Source organism: Moraxella sp. HMSC061H09, from assembly GCF_001809255.1.
Classification (GTDB): domain Bacteria; phylum Pseudomonadota; class Gammaproteobacteria; order Pseudomonadales; family Moraxellaceae; genus Moraxella; species Moraxella catarrhalis.
The window spans coordinates 43,207-66,731 of sequence record NZ_KV796856.1 but is presented as its reverse complement, the minus strand read 5'-3'; the positions used below and the strand labels follow the sequence as shown (position 1 = coordinate 66,731).

At 42.7% G+C, this 23,525-nt stretch carries 21 protein-coding genes; 6 read left to right on the top strand and 15 right to left on the bottom strand.

What is annotated here, in order from left to right; genetic code table 11:
• Positions 1 to 44: 44 nt before the first annotated feature.
• From HMPREF2573_RS06765 to HMPREF2573_RS06750, 4 genes are all read right to left on the bottom strand, one after another.
• Complete coding sequence (locus HMPREF2573_RS06765) at positions 45 to 2,345, bottom strand: AAA family ATPase (protein WP_070472988.1); 2,301 nt, start codon at positions 2,343 to 2,345, stop codon at positions 45 to 47.
• 27 nt (positions 2,346 to 2,372) lie between these two features.
• A complete protein-coding gene (locus HMPREF2573_RS06760) occupies positions 2,373 to 2,738 on the bottom strand; it encodes an ATP-dependent Clp protease adaptor ClpS (RefSeq protein ID WP_003663483.1) in 366 nt (121 codons plus the stop codon).
• Between the two features lie 108 nt (positions 2,739 to 2,846).
• Entirely contained in the window at positions 2,847 to 3,608 is a 762-nt protein-coding gene (locus tag HMPREF2573_RS06755) for a hypothetical protein (protein ID WP_070472986.1), read from the bottom strand.
• Positions 3,609 to 3,734: 126 nt separating this feature from the next.
• Positions 3,735 to 5,945 carry a heavy metal translocating P-type ATPase gene (locus tag HMPREF2573_RS06750; RefSeq protein ID WP_070472984.1) on the bottom strand — a complete coding sequence of 737 codons (2,211 nt, stop codon included), beginning with the start codon at positions 5,943 to 5,945 and terminating at the stop codon, positions 3,735 to 3,737.
• Between the two features lie 149 nt (positions 5,946 to 6,094).
• Here HMPREF2573_RS06750 and HMPREF2573_RS06745 point away from each other — a divergent pair, with 149 nt between their 5' ends.
• Entirely contained in the window at positions 6,095 to 6,862 is a 768-nt protein-coding gene (locus tag HMPREF2573_RS06745) for a Nif3-like dinuclear metal center hexameric protein (RefSeq protein WP_003657977.1), read from the top strand.
• Positions 6,863 to 6,946: 84 nt separating this feature from the next.
• Here the strand turns inward: HMPREF2573_RS06745 and HMPREF2573_RS06740 are convergent, their stop codons facing one another.
• A complete protein-coding gene (locus tag HMPREF2573_RS06740; protein ID WP_070472981.1) occupies positions 6,947 to 7,786 on the bottom strand; it encodes a purine nucleoside phosphorylase YfiH/LACC1 family protein in 840 nt (279 codons plus the stop codon).
• On the bottom strand, positions 7,773 to 8,840 hold the full coding sequence (gene rluD, locus HMPREF2573_RS06735) for a 23S rRNA pseudouridine(1911/1915/1917) synthase RluD (RefSeq protein ID WP_003668270.1): 1,068 nt from the start codon (positions 8,838 to 8,840) through the stop codon (positions 7,773 to 7,775). Before rluD ends, HMPREF2573_RS06740 begins: the two co-directional genes overlap by 14 nt.
• A 245-nt stretch (positions 8,841 to 9,085) precedes the next feature.
• Here rluD and HMPREF2573_RS06730 point away from each other — a divergent pair, with 245 nt between their 5' ends.
• Positions 9,086 to 10,156, top strand: a complete 1,071-nt coding sequence (locus HMPREF2573_RS06730; RefSeq protein WP_070472978.1) for an outer membrane protein assembly factor BamD — start codon at positions 9,086 to 9,088, stop codon at positions 10,154 to 10,156.
• Between the two features lie 108 nt (positions 10,157 to 10,264).
• Complete coding sequence (locus HMPREF2573_RS06725) at positions 10,265 to 12,352, top strand: DNA primase (protein ID WP_070472976.1); 2,088 nt, start codon at positions 10,265 to 10,267, stop codon at positions 12,350 to 12,352.
• A gap of 39 nt (positions 12,353 to 12,391) precedes the next feature.
• Here HMPREF2573_RS06725 and HMPREF2573_RS06720 read toward each other — a convergent pair whose 3' ends face one another.
• The 5 genes from HMPREF2573_RS06720 to HMPREF2573_RS09355 form a co-directional block, all read right to left on the bottom strand.
• A complete protein-coding gene (locus HMPREF2573_RS06720; protein ID WP_003657969.1) occupies positions 12,392 to 12,586 on the bottom strand; it encodes a hypothetical protein in 195 nt (64 codons plus the stop codon).
• Positions 12,587 to 12,614: 28 nt separating this feature from the next.
• On the bottom strand, positions 12,615 to 13,367 hold the full coding sequence (locus tag HMPREF2573_RS06715; RefSeq protein ID WP_003671269.1) for a glutathione S-transferase: 753 nt from the start codon (positions 13,365 to 13,367) through the stop codon (positions 12,615 to 12,617).
• Positions 13,368 to 13,388: 21 nt separating this feature from the next.
• The gene (gyrA, locus tag HMPREF2573_RS06710) at positions 13,389 to 16,055 is read right to left on the bottom strand and encodes a DNA gyrase subunit A (protein WP_003657965.1); all 2,667 of its coding nucleotides are present in this window, start codon (positions 16,053 to 16,055) and stop codon (positions 13,389 to 13,391) included.
• Between the two features lie 247 nt (positions 16,056 to 16,302).
• Positions 16,303 to 17,001, bottom strand: a complete 699-nt coding sequence (locus HMPREF2573_RS06705; RefSeq protein ID WP_003657963.1) for an NAD-dependent epimerase/dehydratase family protein — start codon at positions 16,999 to 17,001, stop codon at positions 16,303 to 16,305.
• Positions 17,002 to 17,120: 119 nt separating this feature from the next.
• Entirely contained in the window at positions 17,121 to 17,267 is a 147-nt protein-coding gene (locus HMPREF2573_RS09355) for a hypothetical protein (RefSeq protein ID WP_003657961.1), read from the bottom strand.
• Between the two features lie 23 nt (positions 17,268 to 17,290).
• Between HMPREF2573_RS09355 and rpsT the strand changes: the two genes are divergently transcribed.
• Together rpsT and HMPREF2573_RS06695 are read left to right on the top strand one after the other, a co-directional pair.
• Positions 17,291 to 17,557, top strand: coding sequence for a 30S ribosomal protein S20 (rpsT, locus tag HMPREF2573_RS06700; protein ID WP_003657959.1), 267 nt, complete (start codon positions 17,291 to 17,293; stop codon positions 17,555 to 17,557).
• Positions 17,558 to 17,741: 184 nt separating this feature from the next.
• Positions 17,742 to 18,383, top strand: a complete 642-nt coding sequence (locus tag HMPREF2573_RS06695) for a response regulator (RefSeq protein WP_003657958.1) — start codon at positions 17,742 to 17,744, stop codon at positions 18,381 to 18,383.
• A 62-nt stretch (positions 18,384 to 18,445) separates the two neighbouring features.
• Here the strand turns inward: HMPREF2573_RS06695 and HMPREF2573_RS06690 are convergent, their stop codons facing one another.
• The 3 genes from HMPREF2573_RS06690 to HMPREF2573_RS09750 are packed head-to-tail and all read right to left on the bottom strand — an operon-like array spanning position 18,446 to position 21,445.
• Positions 18,446 to 19,702 (bottom strand): S41 family peptidase, encoded by a 1,257-nt coding sequence (locus tag HMPREF2573_RS06690; protein WP_003657956.1) that lies wholly within the window; start codon positions 19,700 to 19,702, stop codon positions 18,446 to 18,448.
• A gap of 24 nt (positions 19,703 to 19,726) precedes the next feature.
• Positions 19,727 to 21,289, bottom strand: a complete 1,563-nt coding sequence (gene gpmI, locus HMPREF2573_RS06685; protein WP_003663723.1) for a 2,3-bisphosphoglycerate-independent phosphoglycerate mutase — start codon at positions 21,287 to 21,289, stop codon at positions 19,727 to 19,729.
• Between the two features lie 33 nt (positions 21,290 to 21,322).
• Positions 21,323 to 21,445, bottom strand: a complete 123-nt coding sequence (locus HMPREF2573_RS09750) for a hypothetical protein (RefSeq protein ID WP_003657953.1) — start codon at positions 21,443 to 21,445, stop codon at positions 21,323 to 21,325.
• A gap of 89 nt (positions 21,446 to 21,534) precedes the next feature.
• On the opposite strand from HMPREF2573_RS09750, the gene HMPREF2573_RS06680 reads away from it, so the two are divergent.
• Positions 21,535 to 22,122: a TetR/AcrR family transcriptional regulator gene (locus tag HMPREF2573_RS06680; RefSeq protein ID WP_003657951.1), complete on the top strand. Its 588-nt coding sequence runs from the start codon at positions 21,535 to 21,537 to the stop codon at positions 22,120 to 22,122.
• A gap of 78 nt (positions 22,123 to 22,200) precedes the next feature.
• On the opposite strand, the gene HMPREF2573_RS06675 is transcribed toward HMPREF2573_RS06680, so the two are convergent.
• Positions 22,201 to 23,514 carry an NCS2 family permease gene (locus tag HMPREF2573_RS06675; protein WP_003671259.1) on the bottom strand — a complete coding sequence of 438 codons (1,314 nt, stop codon included), beginning with the start codon at positions 23,512 to 23,514 and terminating at the stop codon, positions 22,201 to 22,203.
• Between the last annotated feature and the right edge of the window lie 11 nt (positions 23,515 to 23,525).

Genomic DNA, 23,525 nt, shown 5'->3' with positions numbered 1-23,525 from the left:
AGTGATCATCAATCAGTTAATAAATAAATCCAAATAAATTATAGTCAATTTGGCTTAATTTTACCAGTCAATTTGGTATCAATTGTCTCAAAATTAATCGCACCATCTTTCATGGTTGCAGCCACTTTCACACCTTCTTTACCCTGCTTTAGATCGCCAAACAAAATCAGTTTTGATAGCGGTTTTTTGAGTAGCTCTTGAATGGTTCTTGCCATGGGTCTTGCACCCATTAAGCGATCATAACCTTTTTTTGCCAAATGCAAACGCACCTCATCGTCCACAGATAAGATGATATTTTTATCAAGCAATTGATCATATAATTCGGTTATGAACTTATCAACCACATCGCCAATCACCTCGGGCGGTAATGGTGCAAAATTTACGATGGCATCCAAGCGATTGCGAAACTCAGGGCTAAATGTACGCTGTATGGCATTTTGATTATCACTATGATGATCTTGCTGTGTAAACCCCATCGATCGGCGGCTGATGCTATCTGCTCCAACATTGGTCGTCATAATCACAATCACCTGCTTAAATGATGCCATGCGTCCATTATTATCTGTTAATGTGCTATGGTCCATCACTTGAAGCAACAAATTAAATACATCACTGTGTGCTTTTTCTAACTCATCTAACAGTAGCACGCAATGTGGATTTTGCTGAATTTTTTCGGTTAATAAACCACCTTGATCATACCCCACATAACCAGGCGGCGCACCGATCAAGCGTGATGCTGTATGTGCTTCCATATATTCACTCATATCAAACCGCACCAAAGGCACACCAAGCAAATAAGCCAACTGGCGGCTGATCTCAGTTTTACCAACACCTGTCGGGCCTGAAAATAAAAATGAGCCAATGGGTTTATCAGGATGGGTTAATCCTGAGCGTGCAAGCAAAATCGCATCAACAAGTGTATCAACGGCTTGGTCTTGACCGAAGACCATCTGCTTTAGATTAGCGTTTAAATTTTTTAAAATATTCTTATCATCATGAGAGACAGATTTGGGCGGTATGCGTGCGATTTTTGCGACCACTTGTTCTATGATATCAATATCGACTTGGATTGATGATGAGGTTTTTTGGGTATCCATTTGACTATGATTGGTGACTTTATCATGATGCAAACGCACAAAAGAGCCTGCTTCATCGATCACATCAATGGCCTTATCGGGCAAAAATCTTTCATGAATATGCTTGACAGATAATTTAACAGCCGCCTCAATGGCATCTTCGGTGTATGCCACGCCATGAAAATCTTCGTAATATCCTTTCAACCCTTGTAAAATGGCGATTGTATCAGATACCGAAGGCTCTTTAATGTCTATTTTCTGAAAACGCCGAGATAGTGCATGATCTTTTTCAAAAATTTGGCGATACTCAGCAAATGTTGTAGAGCCAATTGAGCGAATATACCCCTTGGCAAGTGCAGGCTTGATTAGATTTGATACATCCATACTACTGTCCATGGACGCACCTGCCCCAATCATCATATGAATCTCATCAATAAATAAAATTGACTCTGGTGTATCTTTTAGCTCATCAATCAAGTCTTTCATGCGTGTCTCAAACTCACCACGAAACTTCGTACCTGCAATCAGCGCACCCATATCCAAGCTATAAATTGTCGCATTAGCAAGCGGTTTTGGCGCCTTGCCATTCACAATCAGCCACGCCAAACCCTCAGCAATGGCTGTTTTACCAACACCAGGATCACCAACCAAAAGCGGGTTATTTTTGCGGCGGCGGCAAAGGATTTGGACGGTGCGTTCAATTTCATCTGCCCGCCCAACCAAAGGGTCGGTTTTACCTTGCTTTGCTTGCTCATTAAGATTTAAAGTATAAGCATCCAGCGGATTTTGCTTGGGCTTTGTCGATTGATTGGCAGACTCGTCGACACCGTCATAAGCGTCATGTGCAGAACGCTGATGAATCGAAATTGCACGAGTAACCGATAAAATATCCACGCCACAAGACTGGATCAACTCATTGGCATAACTGCGTTCTTCTTTAAAAATTGCGACAAGTGCATCAATGGGTTTGACCAGCTGCTGGGTTTGGCTGGCTTGCACTTGCCAAATTGCACGCTGCATCACACGATTTAGGCTTTTGGTTGGCAATGGGTCGACATCTTCACGCTTGGGCATGAAATCTTTAAGATATTGCTTGATACTTGATAAAATAAATTCACTGTCAGCACCGCACTCCTCAAGCACTCTGACGGTAAACGCATCTTTTAATAAACCCATCAACAAATGCTCAACGCTGATAAATTGATGTGAATGTTGCTTAGCAAACTTCAGCATAAATTCTTGAATCGTTAACAATTCAGGACTTAGCATAATAATCCTTATAATAAAATCTAAAAATTAGGCAGGCTCAATCGTAGTGAGTAACGGATAAGACTCTTGTTCTGCCAATGCCGTCACTTCATCTACCTTCATCTCAGCTAAGTCATAAGGCAACAAGGCAACCGCCGCTTGTCCCAACTCATGAATCTGCATCATAAGCTGATACGCCTTATCAATATTGTGCTGAAAAATCTCAACGAGTACATATACCACAAAATCCATGGTCGTATAATTATCATTATACATAATCACTGTGTACAGCTTGGGCTGCTTGACTTGAATTTTGGTTTCGGTGATGACATCGGTATCTGACCGATGTTTGGAAGGTGATTTAAAATCTTGGACTGCCTTAATCAAAAAATAACTGCTGCACTGCTTCGTCATATCGTATTGCTGCTGGAAATTTCAATTTTGGTTAATATAAATTTGGTTAATATAAAACAGGCGAAAGCCACTGCCTCGCCTGTATTTGTGATAAAAAGTACCCATAAATTATTGCGTGCTTTTTTCAATTGGTCGGTGGTTTGAATGTGACATTTTTGCCAATGAAGGTGGTGCATTGGTGATGATTTTGCCAATTTGCCAATTATACAACTGCTGAACTTTTTGATTGCCAGCGACCAGCTCAAGCTTCATTTGCTTCGGCTCAAAGCCCTCAGGCATGATAAATCGACCACGAATATTTGCCACACCACGAATATCATAGCTTGATGGCTCAAGCGGTACCTCAACCATACTGGTTTCGTTTAGTAAAGTCAATTTAGGAATCATCTTAACGGCTTTTCCAGAAATATCAAGCATGGACACATCAAAGCGATATTCAAAGGTATCATTTGGTAAAGAGATGATTTCTGATGCCATGATAGATAATGCCACACCGCCCTGCTCGGCAACTGCAGTTTTTAGTAGCTCATTGACCTGCTCAAGTTGTAAATTGGTGGTCTTTAGATTGTCATAATCTGTACGCAGATTATTTAATGTCGATCGACTGATATCACGCTCTTGGATGGCAGTTGTCATCTCCTGCTTTAGCCGCACATTTTCAGCGGTCAACTCACTGACATTGACTGCTGTATCATGCTTTGCTAAGACGGTACGCTCAACACTGTGCATGCCTTGACGATAGCCAAATTTATAGCCAATCACAGCGACAATCAATGCAGAAACAGCAAGCGCAATCAAAAACAATGCCAAAATCTGATTGGTTGAGCCACGCTGCTTTTTAAAATGAGTGAAAAGGGTTAAATTTGGCATAAAAAACCTGATATTCATTGGTCGATCAAAATATCGCTATTATAACAAATATTGTATAAATAAGAATAATTATTTTTTATCAGCCAAACTCAGCCCCACTCTGCTCAATCAACAAAGCAGATGATATTAGCCCACGGATTTATCTGAGTGCATATCGTTTGGTGTAAGCTGTACACGCTTTAGTCGCATGGCATTTAACAGCACCGAGATTGAACTTAGTGCCATCGCAGCTGCCGCCATCATGGGATTAAGTAGCCCTATTGCAGCTAATGGAATACCGATACAATTATAAACCAGTGCAAAAAAGAAGTTTTGCTTAATATTGGTTAAAGTCATGCGCGCGATACGATAAGCATAAAAAATATGGTTGAGTGAATCGCCTAACAAGCGTGCTGATGCGGTATGCTTAGCAACGCCAGTGGCACTGCCAACTGCAAAACTGGCGTGTGATGCCGCCATCGCAGGTGCGTCATTGACACCGTCACCAACCATAACAACCCGCTTACCTTGGGTTTTTAATGTCTCAATGGCGGACATCTTATCTCGTGGCGACATTTGTCCAAAAGCGGCGGTAATGCCAAGCTGATTTGCGACGCCATCGACAACCGATTGGCGATCACCGCTCATTAAATAAGTTTTGATCCCATCATGATGAATGCGGCTGATGATGCTGTGTGCGTCTGCCTTTAATGTATCGCTCAGCCCAAAGACCGCCATCGGCTCATCATCTATGGCTAACCCAACCAAACTTGCATCCGACCACTGGTCATCTGCCTGCCATGTCTCTAGACCAATAAATTTAGGCGTTCCCACTTTTAGTCGCCCAATGCCATCAACATACCCCATCAGCCCTTGGCCGGTGGTGCTTTGGATATCAGATACCTCATATAAAGGTAAATTTTTATCTTTAGCAGCTTCCACCAAGGCATTTGCCAAAGGGTGGCTGGCGTACTGCTCTATGCTGGCTGTCAACCCAAGGGCCTGCGATTTATTTATCTTACTGCTTAAGCATTGGATTTTTTGGACACTTGGACGACCCAAAGTCAGCGTGCCTGTTTTATCAAAAATAATGGTATCAATGCTACCAGCAGACTCAAGGCTGACCGCATCTTTAAACCATACCCCATGGCGTGCTGCCGTGCCCATGCCTGCCATAATCGCAGCAGGTGTTGCAAGTCCAAGCGCACAAGGGCAAGCAATCACAAGCACAGCGACGCCACGCATTAATGCGATATCAAACTCTGCACCAAGTAGATAATTGACCAAAAAACTCATCATCGCCAATGCAACCACCACAGGCACAAAGACGGCTGCAACTTTATCGGCAAATCTGGCAATATCTGCCTTGGTACCTTGTGCATCTTGAAGTGCTGACATCATATCACCAAGCTGAGTTTTTGTGCCTGTTGCGGCTGCTTGGTAGTGTATTGAGCCATCTTCTACGCTACTGCCTGCATACACCGTATCACCGATATTCTTATCAATGAGTAAGCTTTCACCTGTCAGATGAGATTCATTGCAGACACCAAATCCGCCTTGCACCACACCGTCTACGGCGATCTTATCACCAGTATTAGCCAGTAGCACATCACCAACTTTAATATGCTCAATGTTGGTTTTGACCCATTTATCATCGATACGCCGATTGACTTCTGTAGGAATCAGCTGCGTCAATAAGCCTAAGCTGTTTAGGCTTTGTGTTTTGGTGCGATGCTCAAGATATTTACCAAGCCTAACAAATGCAATGACCATCACCGATGCTTCAAAATATACCATATGCATGGCGTGCAGATCGGTCAGCCATACATAGCTTGAATATGCCCAAATTGCTGTTGTACCAAGTGCAACCAAAACATCCATATTAGCAAGCCCGCCCCTAATGCTCGCCCAAGCACCCAAATAAAAGCGTGCACCGAACACAACTTGCACCACACTTGCCAAGACAAACTGAATCCACACAGGCATCATCAATGCGTGTGATCCAAACAACATACCAAGCATACCTACCCAAAACGGTAATGACAATCCCCAAAGAATCATCAAATCCCAAGGCATCTTGTGTTGGTCTTGGCGATCCGCCATTGGCACAGCCTCAAAGCCTGTTTTTGCCACCCAAGCCATCACTTCATCACGATTGGTCTGATTGGCATCATAAGAGATATGCAATACCTCTGTTGCAAAATTGACTGTCGCTTGATGAATGGCGGACTTTTTGCTTAGTACTTTTTCGATGCGTGTGGCACACGATTGGCAAGTCATGCCACTGATGGCAAATTGCTCAGTAATTTCATGCACTTGCTCAGGGGAAAAATGAGGATTTGGTGATTTGTCCGACATTAAGGCACTCACTTTTGGCTGCTGATGGCTTAATAATAGGGGCAAACTGTGCTTAATACAAGCAAAACGGTTGGTTTCTTAAGCTATCTATACATTTGCATAATCGTTCAAAAGCGAATACAATACCTTAAATTTGCATAGGAAAATTTATGACAACCATCAGCGTCCAAGCTTTGGTCAAGTTTTGTGACAACTATCTTAATGCTCATGAGTTTCAAGACTACTGCCCAAACGGATTACAAGTTGATGCAGGCAGACCCATTAAACGGATCATCACTGGAGTAACCGCTTGCCAAGCCTTAATCGATCAAGCAATCCAAGCCAAAGTACAGGCGATCTTGGTGCATCATGGATATTTTTGGAAAGGTGAAGACCAACCTTTGGTAGGCATGAAAGGCGTGCGTGTGCGTAAACTTATGCAAAATGGCATTTCATTGATTGCTTATCACCTACCACTTGACGCCCATCCTGACATTGGTAATAATCGCACCTTGGCTGATATGCTTGATTTGACGATTACGGGCGCATTGTATCCCAACCAAAAGCACCCGATTGGTAATGTGGCAACCACAAACCCTATTTTGGCATCCGAATTTTCCGATAAAATTACCAAAGTTTTAGGACGCACGCCCTTACATATTGCCGCCACCGATGGCGATCGCCGACTAAATAAAATCGCCCTATGCACAGGCGGTGCACAAGATATGATTGAGCAAGCGGCAACCATGGGCTGTGATGCGTTTATTTCAGGCGAAATTTCTGAACGCACAACACACATGGCGCGTGAGCTTGGTGTAGATTATTTTGCTGCAGGTCATCATGCCACAGAGCGTGGCGGTGTGATTCGACTCGGTGAAGTCATCAATCAACAATTGGGTATTGATGTGGCATTTATTGATATTGATAATCCTGCGTAATTGATATTTTTTACCAAATTAATCATACATCACCCAAATATCCCAATACCTAAATATCCCGATAAAACAGCATCATATCAGCGGTTATTTTTTGATGATAAGCATCGCCATTCTGCCGATTGCTGGGCGATTGGTGTGAGTTTGGAGACGGTACGAATAATATTTAGGTGATAAATAACTACATGGCACGGTATCGTTTAGCACTGTTATGCCAAATTTTTCAAGCTGCAACTGAGCCAATCTCTTAATATCAATATATGCCTTATCACTGTTATGAGAAGGTTTGATCAGCATATCAAACAGCACCTGCCTATCAAGTAAGACAAGTTTATTTGTTACCGCCTCATCAATGATATGCTCAGCTAAGTGCTGATCCACTTCATACGCTGGCAGTGAGATGCACGCACCGATGACAGCAAATAGCTTGTAAGAAGTTGGCATCAAAGCGACTGTTTTGGCGATTACGCCATTGGCCAGCCCTTGCCACCCTGCATGAATACAGGCGACCGTACTGCCATTTTTTTCAAATATCGCTATAGGCACACAATCTGCTGTCATGATCGCCAGTGCTGTCTTAGAACGCTGAGTGATCAAGGCATCTGCCAAGCTTAACGACTGCGATCTTGTCTGATCAACATCAATCACAACATTGCCATGGACTTGATTTAGCCAGTGGATTTGATTAGCACCTGCCTGCTCATACAGCCAAGCAAGTAGCCTGGCTCGTCGATTCAGTACCCAAGATGGCATATCATTGACATGAAGTGCCATATTAAATTTGCCATAAAGTGCCAATTGATTATCATCATGACCTATCAGCCGATCGGCTTTATCAGATACACCAGTATGAGTCTGTATAACCAACACATCATCATTTTGATAAAGAATATCCAAAGGCAGCGTCATATTTTCATTGGGTATCATCGTTTAAGATCTCAATCAGCTGCTGCATATCTTTAGGTAGCGGTGCATGAAATTTCATCGCCTCGCCAGTAACAGGATGAATAAAACCCAGCATGTATGCATGAAGTGCCTGCCTGCCAAAATCCAAAATTGCACATCTTTGCCTGTCGGATAAACCTGAACGCGGCGATGTGCCATAGACAGGATCGCCGACCAGCGGATGACCAACATAAGACAAATGTACGCGTATTTGATGCGTTCTACCTGTTTTTAGATGAATATCCAAAAGACTGTAACGCTCATGCAAATACTTGGCATTGACAATGTGCGTTAAAGCAGGCTTGCCCGTTTGTTTCACTGCCATCTTAGTCCGATGGGTGCTATGCCGACCAATGGGTGCATCAATTTGAGCATGGCGAAGCACTTCATGCACTGCACCCAAAGCAATACATTGATAATGACGGTAGACGCTTTTATCCTTAAGCTGATTAATCAAAGATAGCTGAGCTGATTTTGTGCGTGCGATGACAAGTAGCCCTGTTGTATCTTTGTCAATGCGATGCACTAGGCCCGCTCGTGGCAAGTGTGCCTGCTTGGGAAAGTGATACAGCAGTGCATTCACCAAAGTACCCGTACGATTACCAGCACCAGGATGCACCACCATACCTGCAGGTTTATTAATGATAATCACCGCCTCATCTTCATAAATGATATCAATATCAATATTTTCAGGCAAATCCTCTGAATGAGACTCGTGGACAGCTTCTAGCGTTAATATATCGCCCACTTTGACCGCATATTTTGGCTTAACCACCTTGCCATTAACCGTCAATTGACCCTCATCGATGAACTTTTTTAAATTTGCGCGTGAAAACCCCCCAAAAATATCCGCACAAAGCTTATCAAGCCTAATGCCAATTTGCTCGGTACTGACACTATGCGTCAGATGAATTTGGGTCGGTGTTTGGGTGGTCGTCTCATCTGCATCAATCAGATCATCAGCATCACTATCCTCACCTATGCCGCAGTCAGGTGCCTGATTGACCAAGTTATCCATCAATTCATCATGATTCATAATAAAGCCCAAGAGTAAATTTAGACCACTTTAGCACATTTTATCAAATTTGATAAGACAGGCCGCTGATATATCAACGCATTTTTACTTTTATCCAAAATATATCAAATTGGCTGGCCTTACTCATTATCCAAGCAATCTTTTAAATAGGTTTTGTGTGTTTATACAGCCAATAGACATTCATTGTCAGACCCATAAAAACATGCTAAACTAGCCCAAATTTAGACCAATTCATGAGAATTCCTATGAAATCACAAAACAAGCTGATTGCCGCCATGATGGCAGCGACTTTGACTGTTACAGGCTGCCAGAGCGTGAATGGACTGTTTGACCGCAAGGCTGATACCGTAGAAACGGCTGAAAAAACAGATGCTGCATATTATCAAGAAGCCAGTGAAGCACTTGATAAAAATCAAAATCGCAACGCCATTGAAGCACTAAATAACATCCGAACCTTTTATCCGACAGGTCAATATGCACAGCAGGCACTGCTAGATCTCATTTATGCCCAATATAAAGCCAATGATTTTGAAGCAGTTCTACAAAGTACAGAAGAGTTTATTCACCGATACCCAAACAGCCGCTCGGTAGACTATGCGTTATATGTCCAAGGCGTTACTCATATGGGCGGCGCTCCCAAAGCTTCTCGTTTGGTTAGATTTGATCAATCTCATCGTGATGTGACTTATCTACGCCTAGCTTTCCGAGATTTTCAAAACCTGCTTAAGCACTATCCTGATAGTCCATATGTTGCCGATGCCGCACAACGCATGATTGCCATTTATAATGACTTTGCTGAGCATGAATTGGCGGCAGCGCGTTGGTATGTCAAGCGTGATGCGATGGTGGCTGCTGCCAACCGAGCTAAGTGGGTGTTTCAATACTATCCACAGTCCACAGGTGTGCCAGAAGCTATCGCAATTTTGGCTTATAGCAATCAAAAGCTTGGCTTGACTGAGACCGCCAAACAGTACAAGCAGTTACTCCAAATTAATTATCCGCAATATCTCAATCAAGATGGTTCAGTACGCCTCAGTGATACGGGTGCCAAGACACGCACACAAAAGGTATTATCAGCACTAAGCTTTGGGCGTTTGGGGCGTGTCAGCGAAAATCTTGACAACTATCAAGGTCAATATCATGGCGCAACACGCACCCAAATCATCAACCAAGCAGGTGCGATTAGCTTACCTGCCACAACCCAAGTCCCAGAAGAAATTCCTACAGCTGGTGGTACAAATCATCGCCCTACCATCAGTTTAGACTTGCCATCAGCAGAGGCAGACGCTGGACAATTAAATCAAATACCACGCTAATGCCAGTTTTTAAGCAAGTTATCATTTGTTAATTATAACCTTATGTTAATTATAATCTCAGGCGGTGTATGGTCGCCTGAGATTATTACATCAATTGGAATTTTGGACATGAATATCCCCGAGTCCATCATTGAGCAGCTCAATAGTCAAGCTGACTTAGTGGGAATCATTGGCAAGCATACCACGCTCAAAGCGGCAGGTCGTGAATACAAAGGCTGTTGCCCCTTTCATGGTGAAAAAACGCCTTCCTTTTATGTCAATCCTGAAACCAACTTATATTATTGCTTTGGCTGTCATGCCAAGGGCAATCCGATCACTTTTTTAAAAGAATTTGAACGGATGAGCTTTATTGAATCGGTCAAATTCTTGTCCGAACAAACGGGCATCGAGCTGCCCAAAGATGACACTGATCAAAAAAAATTCAAATACAAAAAAACCGTTAAGACTCAGGGTGCCAAGCTCCCAACTCAACCTTCGCCAGATCCGAGCAGTCGCCAAAACTTCATTCATCATCAGTCCGATACACGCCCATCACCAGCAACCGATTGGGTCAATGATTTATCGGCATACGATACTTATTCTGGATTGGCTGATCCAAGCCATCATGCTGGTCAAGTGAATGAGCTTTATGGCACTCGAGCACCCATTTTGACTCAGTCGCCCAATGCAGCACAAGGTGATTTATACAGTCTACTAACCGCAGTGCATGATTATTATCAGCTGATGCTTAACAATTTTACTTTTGCAAAACAGTACTTTTTAGATCGTGGTCTTAGCGAAGAGACCATACAAACCTTTGGGCTAGGTTATGCACCTGACGGTTGGCAGCATTTGGAACAAGTTTTCCCCCAAGACATCGAGGGTTTGAAAATATTAGGTTTGGTTCGAGAATCATCTAAAAGTAATGGCAGGACTTTTTGCTTATTGCGTCATCGGGTGATTTTTCCGATTCGTGATAATCAAGGGCGTGTTGTGGGCTTTGCTGGGCGAAGCCTAGGTGATGAAAACCCAAAATACATCAACTCAAGCGAATCACCTGTTTTTCAAAAACAGCAGATTTTATATGGTCTGTATGAATCACGCAAACAAAAAGCCAAAAACTACCTACTGGTTGAGGGTTATATGGATGTTATTGCCTTATACCAAGCAGGGATTTATGGGGCGGTAGCGCCTATGGGTACTGCCGCTAACGAAAAGCAAATTGAGCGACTGTTACGCTATAATAATCAGCTGACTTTATGTTTTGATGGTGATAATGCAGGGCAAAAAGCAGCGTGGCGTACGCTAGAAATTGCCGCACCCATCTTAAACGATGGCCGTGAGCTTAAATTTTTAACTTTACCCGATCATCACGATCCTGACACTTACCTAAAATCTCATGGGGCAGCCGTAATGCGTGATGCTATCGAGGGTGCGGTGAGCTTATCGGATTATATTTATGGCGTTTTGGCAAGTCAATACGACCTAACACGCCCCGAATCTAAGGCACAAGCCATGGCAACGCTTAGGCAACTGACCGAACTGCTGCCAAAAGGCTCTAGCTTAAAATGGTGGTTAAATAGCGATATTTATCAAAAATTAAAAGCCATTGGTCGAGAAGGACAGTTTAGCCCAAAAGTTGAGTTAATTAACTATAACCGCCACGACGCCGCCGATGCAATCACCGAAATCGCATTGCATCTGATTCACACCCCCATTTTGCTCAAATCTGATCCTTTGGCATTTGTCATCGAACACTCAGGCATGGCACAAGCACATTTACCATTATCTAATCATCTTGAGCGACAAGAAATTAGTTTACCCAAACTGCCCAATTGGGCAAGTTTTAAAAGCCCATTATTAGATGAAATCATTGCCACAGTCAGCACATTACCAAATGAAATTTTACAAGATGATACAAAAATGGTTCAAAGCTGTGCGTATTTTGTCATTGCTGCTTTGAGCGATGTTCACAAAAGTCAAATACAGCGATACTGGCAAAGATTTATCCAATCTTGGTCCAATCAAGATCTCAAAGCCATCACGCCAGTATTTTATGGACTGATTTGCACCGCCTTAAAAGATATTCTGCTTAAACAACAAACTAACAGTAAAAATTTAATTTTATCAGAAGTTTATAAAAGACGCTTGCAAGCATTGGTTCATTGGGATAATATCCATAATAAATCACAATTGGCAGAAATTTTAACAAAATAAGCCAAATCCCATCAAAGGCATGCTATACCGTCTTGATAGTTAAGTATTTGGATCATTGAGTTGGCAAATCACAATACCGTTTTGGACGATGGGCGTTTGATTGATAGAGTTACAATAATTCATTTGGCGTGACTGATGGGCAAAATATCCTGCCACAAAGCTTAATAAACATAGCACGCCCACCAAAATCTTGACACCGCTGTTTTGTAAAATGACTGGTTTATTTTTGTTCATCGCCATCATCTCCTTGGCAATTGCCTAATTATAAAGGTGAACCCGCCAAAGAAATAGCGGATTTGAAACCTTGGCGACTTTCACAAGTGCCAAGCCAAGCATGCGTGTTGGTGTGCGTTTGTGGTATCAATCCACGCAAGCGTGTGCCATACACTGCCAAATACATCTGTATATCAGCGGCACTAAATTGCCCTGTTAAGTATAACTTATCAGCCAAAGCTATCTCTAGCATCTTTAAAGCATTCATCACATTCTTATCCAAAATAATCTGATGAATGCTTGAGTTAAATTTATTGAGTACAGGTTTAACAAACCAAGGAGATTTTTGGCGAGCTTTATCTAAAATCAGCCCCATCACCAAAGGCGGCATCAATGACCCTTCGGCAAAATGTATCCAAAAAGTATAATCACGCCATACTTTGTCATTGGCTTGTTCGTTTGGGTTGGCTGCAGCAGGATAAAAATACGCTTTAGAATCATAAGCTTTTAATAAATAAGATAAAATTAGTGCAGATTCTGCCAGAACTTGCTCCCCCTTAGGCAATCTGTCATCGATTAAAATCGGTGCCTTCCCCATGGGGTGAATCTGCTCAAGATTTTTGGGCGCTAAAAAAGTTTTTTGATCACGCTCAATCAGATGCAGCTGATACTCTAAGCCATAAGCCAATTTAAGCTCTTCAAGTAGCCAAACCACTCTAAAAGAGCGAGAGTTATTCAAATGATATAAATGCAACATGATTGACAATTCCAAAAAGCCAAGCCCGTAAGCTTGGCTGAACATTCACTCAATAGACTCAGATGCCTATTGCACCACATCAGCTAACACCTCTGACTCTTCGATTTCATCGTCATCATGTTCAACACATGCCATGCCAACCAATACCTCTTCATCAGCAATGCGAATCAGCTTAACGCCTTGAGCATTGCGACCAGCATTAGCAATCTGAGCCACAGGCGTACGCACCAAAGTGCCTTTATCCGAAATCAAAATGACATCTTCCTCGCCAGTCACTGCAATCGCCTTGACCAATTGTCCGTTACGCTCAGAGGTCTTGATTGCAATAACGCCTTTACCGCCACGACCTTTAGTTGGATAATCATCAATCGGCGTGCGTTTACCAAAACCATTTTCGCAAGCACACAAGATCTCACCTTGTTTGGGTGCAACCACCAAAGACACCACTCGGCTCACCGCAAAATCATCGCCGACTTCATCGCCATCTTCATCCAACAGCTCTTCTTCATCAGTTGTCGCAAGCAGATTCACACGCATACCACGAACGCCTTTGGCAACTCGGCTCATGGCACGGATACTCTGTTCTTTAAAGCGAATGGCTTTACCTTCATTACTAAATAGCATAATCTCTTGTTCGCCATCGGTGATCGCAACACCAATTAAGGTATCACCTTCTGCTAGATCAATCGCTCGTAAGCCTCCAGCACGCAGATTGGCAAATTGTGATAAAGCCACACGCTTGACTGTCCCTGATGCTGTTGCAAAGAACACAAAGCTATTTTCGTCTTTTAGGTCATTGACAGGCAAAATTGCTGTGACCAACTCATCTGACTCAAGATTAATCAAATTTACCAAAGGGCGGCCTTTTGAGCCACGACTGGCAATCGGAATTTCAAACCCACGCAATCTAAAGACACGACCTGTATTGGTAAAGCATAAAATATGGGCATGCGTACTGGTTACCAACAAATGCTCAATAACATCATCTTCTTTCATGGCAGTCGCTGAGCGTCCTTTACCCCCACGCTTTTGGGCCTGATAGTCACTGATCGGCTGAGTCTTGGCGTAGCCTGTGCGAGAAACCGTCAAAACAACCGTTTGTTCAGGGATTAAATCTTCACGATTAAAGTCATGACGCGCATCGACAATATCGGTTTTACGCTCATCACCAAATTCATCACGAATGTCAATCAATTCGGCACGCACCACACCCATTAAGACATCAAAATCATCCAAAATCAGGGTCAGGCGTGCAATCTCACCCAAAATTTCTTGATACTCACCCGTTAATTTATCCTGCTCAAGCCCAGTCAAGCGATGCAACTGCATATCCAAAATGGCGTTCACTTGGTCAGGTGACAGACGATAGCGGGTTTTATTCTCAATCAAGCCATACGGTGCTTTGAGATCCTCGCCATCAATCATCTCAGGGCGGATAGATTTAGCACCTGCTGCGTCAAGCATTGCAACAACGCCAGCTGACTGCCAAGTACGCACCAATAAATTTTCTCGAGCTTGGCTGCGATTGGCTGACTGCTTAATGGTCTGTAAGATATCATCAATATTGGCAAGTGCAATGGCCAATCCTTCAAGCAAATGCCCACGTGCCAATGCTTTATTCAGCTCAAAAATTGTACGGCGTGTGACCACCTCTTGACGATGGCGAATAAACGCCGCCACCAAGTCACGCAGCGTCATAAGCTTAGGCTGACCATTATCCAATGCCACCATATTAATACTAAAGCTTGTTTCAAGTGGCGTTTGGTTAAATAAATTATTAACCATTACCTCACAATTTTCGCCACGGCGTAAATCGATCGCCACTCGCACACCTTCTTTATCTGATTCATCTCGGATTTCGGTGATGCCTTCAATTTTTTTGGCATTGACCAAATCGGCGATATGCTTGATCAGATTGGCTTTATTAACTTGGTAGGGAATTTGTGTAAAAATAATGCGCTCACGGTCTTTGTTTGCACCGCTGTCGCCCATTGGCTCAATGTGATAGCGACCACGAATGTGTAAACGACCTTTGCCAGTACGATAAGCATCGATGATACCGCTTCTGCCATGGATAATGCCGCCCGTTGGGAAGTCCGGCCCTGAAATATGGCTAATTAGCTCATCGGTTGAAATATTTGGATCTTCGGCGTATGCTAAGCAGGCATTGAGTACTTCTGTGAGATTATGTGGTGCCATATTGGTTGCCATACCAACAGCAATCCCTGTTGCACCATTGACCAATAAATTTGGAATGCGAGCAGGCAACACGCTTGGCATTTTCATCGAACCGTCGTAGTTATCTTCCCAATCGACAGTCTCTTTATCAAGATCGGCAAGCATTTTATGCGTTAGCTTCTGCATTTTCATTTCTGTATAACGCATGGCTGCTGGCGGGTCACCATCCATTGACCCAAAATTACCTTGACCATTGACCAGCATATAACGCAAGCTAAAATCTTGTGCCATACGCACAATGGCATCATAGACGGCAGTATCGCCATGTGGATGATATTTACCAATCACATCACCGACCACACGCGCCGATTTGAGGTATTTTTTATTATAATCATTTCCAAGCTCATGCATGGCATATAAAATACGGCGGTGAACAGGCTTAAGTCCATCACGCACATCAGGTAGCGCGCGAGAAACGATGACACTCATCGCATAATCCAAATACGAACGCTTTAATTCTTCGACAATGCCAATTGGACTGACCGAATCACTCATAAATAATCCTTGCTACAAACGATTAATTTACACGGTTATGGTAAATATCTCATCACCAAACCCATGCACAAATACCTTAAAAATAAGGCAATATTTTAGCACAAAATGCCCAAAAAATGTAGGTAATCACGGATTTTATTTGGGTGGTCAAATCAAGACCAGCCAATCCATATCCCAAATCTAATCACCAATTAAACCGTGTTACGCTTAATCACACATCAGATAGCCATCTTGGATGAAGATTTGGTTATTTGGATTTTTTATTGGGGCGAATGACGCTGTTGAGCATCTGTTCATGTGTGATGATCGTGGCTTGGTTTGGTGTGCGTAGCTGCGGCTGATGGTTATGCTTATAGGCGGTAATCGCCATACAAGCGGCGACCTGTTTTGGCTCAAGCGCGCGTTTGTTTTTATTGAGTGTAGATAATACACCATTGAGTGCTTGGCTGCCGAGGCTTTTTAGGCTCAGGCGGTGCTTGGGTAAGGTTAAGCGATACAAACGAAAAATTGCCAATGTATCAAAGCTGAGCGTGCGTAAATCATATTCTACATCTGCCTTGGCAGTTAGCTCATCATCATGATTGGGGGTATCAGCACCTTCTTTGGATAAAAAATAAAACTGTTGCACGCCCTTTTGTTTGCACGCTTTGGCAAATTCTAAATTATACAGGACATTGACTTGATAAAATTCATCATGACTTGGTACTTGCTGTTTTGAGACACCAAGACAACTAAAAGCATCTGTATCAGCACCAATCGCCACCGTCTCAATGGTCGATGCAAGTGCCCGAAAATCCGCCACATGATACACCTGCATATTTGCACTCATGGCACGCGGCTGAGTACGCGTGATGAGTATCACCGACTCATAGATCAGTGCAAGCTCTTGTGCCAGTGCCTCGCCCACTCGACTCGAACCACCGATTAAGATTGCTTTGGTTTTCATCAATTTTCACTCACGCTAAATAATACATAAATTATCTTCAAGCAATCAAGCGATTGCACCAAGTGCTGATTTTACATTTCTTGTTCTAGATTATTCTAGCACAAAATCCATCAAAAAAATCAAGCACCAAGTCCGTCAGTCAATCGACTAAGAAAATTTTTATTTGCATATTGTGAGATTGCCAAGATTTTGGTATCATAGACGGCATATTGTCCAAGCGGTGTGTCTTCCTCAAACACATTGCCCCACTTTTTATAATTTAGCATTTTACTTTTTAAGGATTTACCCTATGGCAAACTCTGCACAAGCTCGTAAACGCGCTCGTCAAAATACTAAGCGTCGTCAGCACAACGCATCTCAACGCTCTATGGTGCGTACCTACATCAAACGCGTCAATTCTGCAATTGAAGCAAAATCTTATGAGCTTGCAACCGAAGCCTATAACAAAGCTGTGCCAGTCATTGACCGTATGGCTGATAAAGGCATTATCCATAAAAACAAAGCCGCTCGCCACAAGAGCCGCTTGAATGCCGCAATTAAAGCTTTAAAAGGCTAGGCTAATATTAAAAGGCTAATAGTTGCTCAGCATCATAGAGCTCAAGTCATCTTGGGCTCTTTTTATATCTAAAATGATAGATTAGCCAAATCTCATTTATTAATGCATGATTTTGCAATAAAATGGCGACACAAACCTAAATTCTTGTTACAATATTCTAATCAATAAATAGTATGGGCGTTTGATGAGTATTAAAGTTTTGGTCGTAGATGACCATGATTTGGTAAGAATGGGCATCACTCGGATGCTTGATGACGATCCAAATATTGAAGTTATCGGTGAAGCGATTGATGGCGACAGTGCGGTGATACAGGTGCGCGCCATAAGTCCTGATGTTGTTTTGTTGGATGTCAATATGCCAAATATCAATGGTGTAGAAGCCACTCGACGCATTAAACAGTTTAATCCAAACATCAAGGTACTTGCTGTTTCAAGTTTGACAGCTCAGCCATATCCTTCCATGCTTTTAAAAGCGGGTGTCAATGGCTATATTACCAAAGGCACGCCGCTTGATGAGATGATTCGTGCCATCAAAAAAGTACACGCAGGATCGCGTTATTTTAGTCATGATGTTGCCGAGCAGCTTGCCGAAACTGTACTTGGTGAACAAAAAGAGTCGCCCTTTGATGCCTTATCTGAGCGTGAAAAACAGGTTGCCATGATGGTTGTTAACTGTCAAAGTACACAGCAAATTGCCGATCAGCTATTTGTAAGCGCCAAAACAGTCAATACTTATCGCTATCGGATTTTTGATAAACTGGGCATTGATAGCGATGTCAAACTCACGCACCTTGCCATCAGGCATGGGCTGGTACAGACTCACTGATAAAATTAGCCATCAAAAGCGTCACTTGATAATCTTATGATGGCGATTTTGGTTGTCTTAAATCAACTTTGGTTTGTTTTTACTCGCTCCATCAAATCTAGGCTCAAACGCAACCATTCATCGTCTTGTGAATCGTTAGAAGGTGGTTTAAAACTCACATCAGGCACCACACCGATTTTATCGATTTTTTTGCCATTGGGCGTTAGATAATGTGCGGTAGTTATCTTAATCCCTTGATGATTTCCCAAAGCGATGACCGACTGCACCGAACCCTTACCGTAGCTCGCCTCACCCACGATCATTGCCCGCCCATGGGTTTGCAATGCACTTGCCAGTACTTCAGCTGCTGATGCCGAATAGCGGTTTTGTAAAATAATCACTGGCATGGATTCTAGTACGGGTGAACCATGCGTTTCTATCACCCTTTCTATGCCACTTCGGTTTTGGACTTGGGTAACGACTTGCTTTCGCATAAATAAAGAGGCCACCTCAGCGGCTGAATCAAGCACGCCGCCAGGATTGTTTCGTAAATCAATCACCACACCCCGAACCTGCCCTTCTATTAAGGCAAGACGATCAATTATATCTTGTCTGGTGTTATTTTGAAAGACGGGAAGTTTGATGACAGCAATGCCATTTTGAACAAAAACTTCAATGCTACTCTTTTGAGCTTGGTTACGAATGACATTGACGGATTGCTTGGATCGACCTGCTCTTGAATAAGTGATATCAACGCTTGAGCCTGCGATACCACTTAAAAGCTGAATGATGTCATTTTCGGTTTGGGATTGGTTAAGTTTAATATCACCAATCTGGTGTAGATAATCACCAACATTAATGCCTGCACTTTTGGCAGGGCTATCGGCAGTCACTTCAGTCACCACCCAATGTGCATCTTGGCTCCTCCAAACTGCCTTTAGACCCACGCCTGCCACATTACCTGTGGTAAATGAGCTAAGATTGGCAAAGGCAGTCGCATCAAGAAACTCAGCATTGCGATCCACACGATTTAGCATCCCATGAATGGCGTGATAAAACAACATCTCATCATCTACAGGCTCAATGTATTCACGACGCATCAAATCAACCACTTGTACAAAAGTTTTGAGCGTGGTGGGACTGATGGTATTCAAAGGCACTCGCCCAGAGTGCAAACCGTCAATACCATACAAATGATTTGGTGCTACATCCAAAGCAGGCGTATCTATTATCAGATCGTCTACATCTGCTTGATCATCAAAAGCCTGTGGATTGGCAAATGCACTCATATAGCCCATCGCACCAATCAATAAAGCCGTTATTACTGCCGAAAATCGCATACCAAACCTTCTTTGTTTAATCACTCAAAAAACCAATAAACTCTCTCCAGTCATCTGACTTGGCTTATCTAACCCCATCAGATCCAACAGTGTTGGTGACACATCGCACAGCTTGCCGCCACGACGCACAGTCGCTTTTTTATCACCAATATAGATAAAAGGTACAAGTTCTGTGGTATGCTGCGTGTGTACCTGACCACTTTGGTAGTCTTGCATCTGCTCACAGTTACCATGATCAGCGGTGATTAATAAATGGCCGCCAGCGGCACGAATATGCTTGACCACCTCGCCTATGCACTGATCCACTGCTTCCACTGCCTTAACTGCCGCATCAAATACCCCCGAATGCCCCACCATATCGCCATTGGCATAATTGACAATTAATACATCATATTTGCCCGAGTCAATCGCATCATTTAATTTTTCGGTAACCTCAAAAGCACTCATTTCAGGCTTTAGGTCGTATGTTTTAACATCAGGACTATTAATCAAAATGCGATCTTCGCCATTGTACAGCGCTTCACGACCACCGCTAAAGAAAAAGGTTACATGTGCGTATTTTTCGGTTTCGGCAATTCTAAGTTGGGTTTTACCCAAATTTTGCAAATATTCGCCCAGCGTATTTGTCAGACTTGTTGGATGATAGGCAATGTCGGTTTTTGGATTATTTTCAAGCTCATCTGAGTATTTGGTGAGCATAACAAATGCCGATAACTCAGGCACAATATGACGATTAAAGCCATCAAAATTTGTATCCACAAAAGCCAAGCTGATTTCTCGTGCACGGTCAGCACGGAAATTCATAAAAATCACGCCATCATTATCACCAATCACGCCATCATCTTCAATGAAAGTTGCAGCGATAAATTCATCCGTCTCCCCTGCAGCATATGCTTGCTTGATTGCATCTAGAGCATTATCTGCGGTTCTGACCGATTTGCCTTCGGTTAATAGCTGGTAGCAAGATTCCACACGATCCCAACGCTTATCACGATCCATGGCATAAAATCGACCGATGACGCTGGCAATTTTAACATTACCTTCAAATTCTTGATTAAGCTGAGTAAAATAATCTTCAATATCAGTCACATAGCCTTTGGCAGACTGTGGCGGTGTATCACGACCATCCAAAAACGCATGCACAAACACTTGCATAGCGCCTTGAGATAACGCAAGCTTAGCTGCCGCCTTAATATGATCAATGTGTGCATGCACCCCGCCATCAGACAACAGTCCTAAAATATGCACCACGCCTTTATTATTCAGTGTGGCTTGAATGGCATCTATCAATGCTGAATTATTAAAAAATTCTCCTGAGGCAATCTCATTCATAATTCGGGTTGAATCTTGAAATAAAATACGCCCAGCACCCAAATTCATATGCCCCACTTCAGAATTACCAAACTGGCCTTCTGGCAATCCAACATCCATACCAGAACCAGAAATCAGCCCATTGGGATAGCTGGCAAATAAAGCATCTAAGTTTGGTGTATTGGCTACGGCAACGGCATTATCTTTGGTCTCTTCACGATGGCCAATACCATCCAAAATCATCAATACATGGGGAATTTTTTTCTGATTTGACATCGCACGCTCCAAATAAACTGATAAAAATACCCCTTATTGTAGCATAATTTTTGGTAAATCATCCTTGCCTGCTAAGAAATAAAATTCATCATCCTGCTGCATCTGTGCTTGCAAATTCTCATAGAGTTTTATAAAATACCGACCAGTTGGTTTCATTTAGTTTTACCGTTATTTATCCCAATTTTATTTATCCCAATTAACGATAAGTTTTATTAAATATTTTTTAATTTTGAATGGTTTATCATATGAATGACAATTTATTTATTGGTGAAAACAATCTACACGCTGGCACATCAGGTACAAAGCGAAAAAATAAACCAGAGGAGCTTAAACATGGGTTGATCATGGCGGCCAAGCACTTGATGGTCAGTGATGGTGTGGCGAATTTATCCATGCAAAAAGTTGCGGACGCTGCAGGTACCAGTAAAGGCGGACTATTTCATCATTTTAAAAATAAAGAAGAGCTGTTAAATGCCGTGGTGGGTCTTTATATCGCTCAGCTAAATACTGCAATTTTATCCATCACTGATGAATTGGGTGCTATTCAAGGTCGATTTACCAAAGCGTATTTGCAAGTGATTTTTCAAGATTCTAAGATTGGTATGAACAGCAACTGGTCTGGGCTACTAACAGCCATTCATGCTGATGCTAATATGTTTGAGGTGTGGCAAAACTGGATGGCTCAAAAACAAAAGCAGTTCGCCGCCACCGATAGTCATCCACAGTATCAAGTGGTACGCTACGCCATCGAAGGTGCTCAGCTTGACACCGAACTAAAATCCAACCAAGCCAAACAACATGAGATTTATGAGACCTTAGCCAGTCTGATTTAGCCTAAAACCCACCCCAAAATTAGCAATCTAACTTTGAGGTGGGTTTTAATTTTTGACAGAGTTTTTGGGTGCTTAGTATCAAATGGCATAGCCCAATGCATAAAATGCGACAAGCACGACAGCAATAATCACGGTACCAAGATTAAGCTTGTTAAATTCACCAGAAATTAGTCGTCCAAGCACCAATGTACCAAAACCAAGCATAATTCCTGTGACAATATTGGCAGTCAAAACAATAAATACAGCACAAATTAAACCGCTCATTGCTCCGACAAAATCTTCAAAATCAAGTCTTGAGACATTGCTTAGCATCAAAAGACCGACATACATGAGTGCAGGTGCGGTAGCATAGCTTGGTACCAAAAATGCCAATGGCTGAAAAAATAGCATCAATAAAAATAGCACGCCAACCACAATCGCTGTCAAGCCTGTCTTACCGCCTACTGCCGTACCGGCAGCAGATTCGATATACACCGCAGCAGGTGCTGTCCCAAAAATACCCGAAAACAGGCTACTGACTGAATCTGATGTCAAAGCACGACCGCCATTGATGATTTGACCATCTTTGTCCAGTAGATTTGCCTGACCTGCCACGGCACGAATGGTACCTGTTGCATCAAAAATTGCTGTCATAACTAAGGCAAACACCACCGGTAAAATCGCTGTATTTAGCGCACCCATGACATCCATTTGCATAAATAAAGAGTCTGAACCAAAGCTTGGTACTTTTAAAATGGCACCATCTGACTTCACCGCAGGATCAAAAAGTAGCCCAATCATCGTAATGGTAATAATCACCCATAAGATACTGCCCTTAATGCGTAATCGCTCAAGACCAATAATCGCCGCCAGCCCCACTAAAGATAAAATCACAGGCAACGACATAAACTCGCCCATTGTCACAGGTAAACCTGCATCATTTTTGATGACTAAACCCACACCATTGGCAGCAATCAGCAGTAAAAACAGTCCGATGCCGATGCCTGCACCGTGTGCAATCGATGCAGGCAAATTGCGTAAAATCCACGCACGAACACCAGTCACCGAGATTAAGGTAAAAACCACGCCCATTAAAAAAATTGCACCCAGTGCCACAGGAATGCTCACACCTTGCCCAAGCACTAAGCTAAAAGCGGTGAATGCCGTCAAAGAAATCGCACAGCCAATCGCCATCGGTACATTTGCCCAAAGTCCAATTAATATTGAACCAAGGCCTGCCACCAAGCATGTTGCAACAAAAACGGATTCAGCAGGAAATCCAGCTGCTGATAACATATTTGGCACAACGATGATCGAATACACCATCGCCAAAAAAGTCGTCAAGCCAGCAATGATTTCTTGACGCACGGATGAGCCACGCTCATTAATTTTTAAATAGGATGATAAAGTCATATTCTATCCAG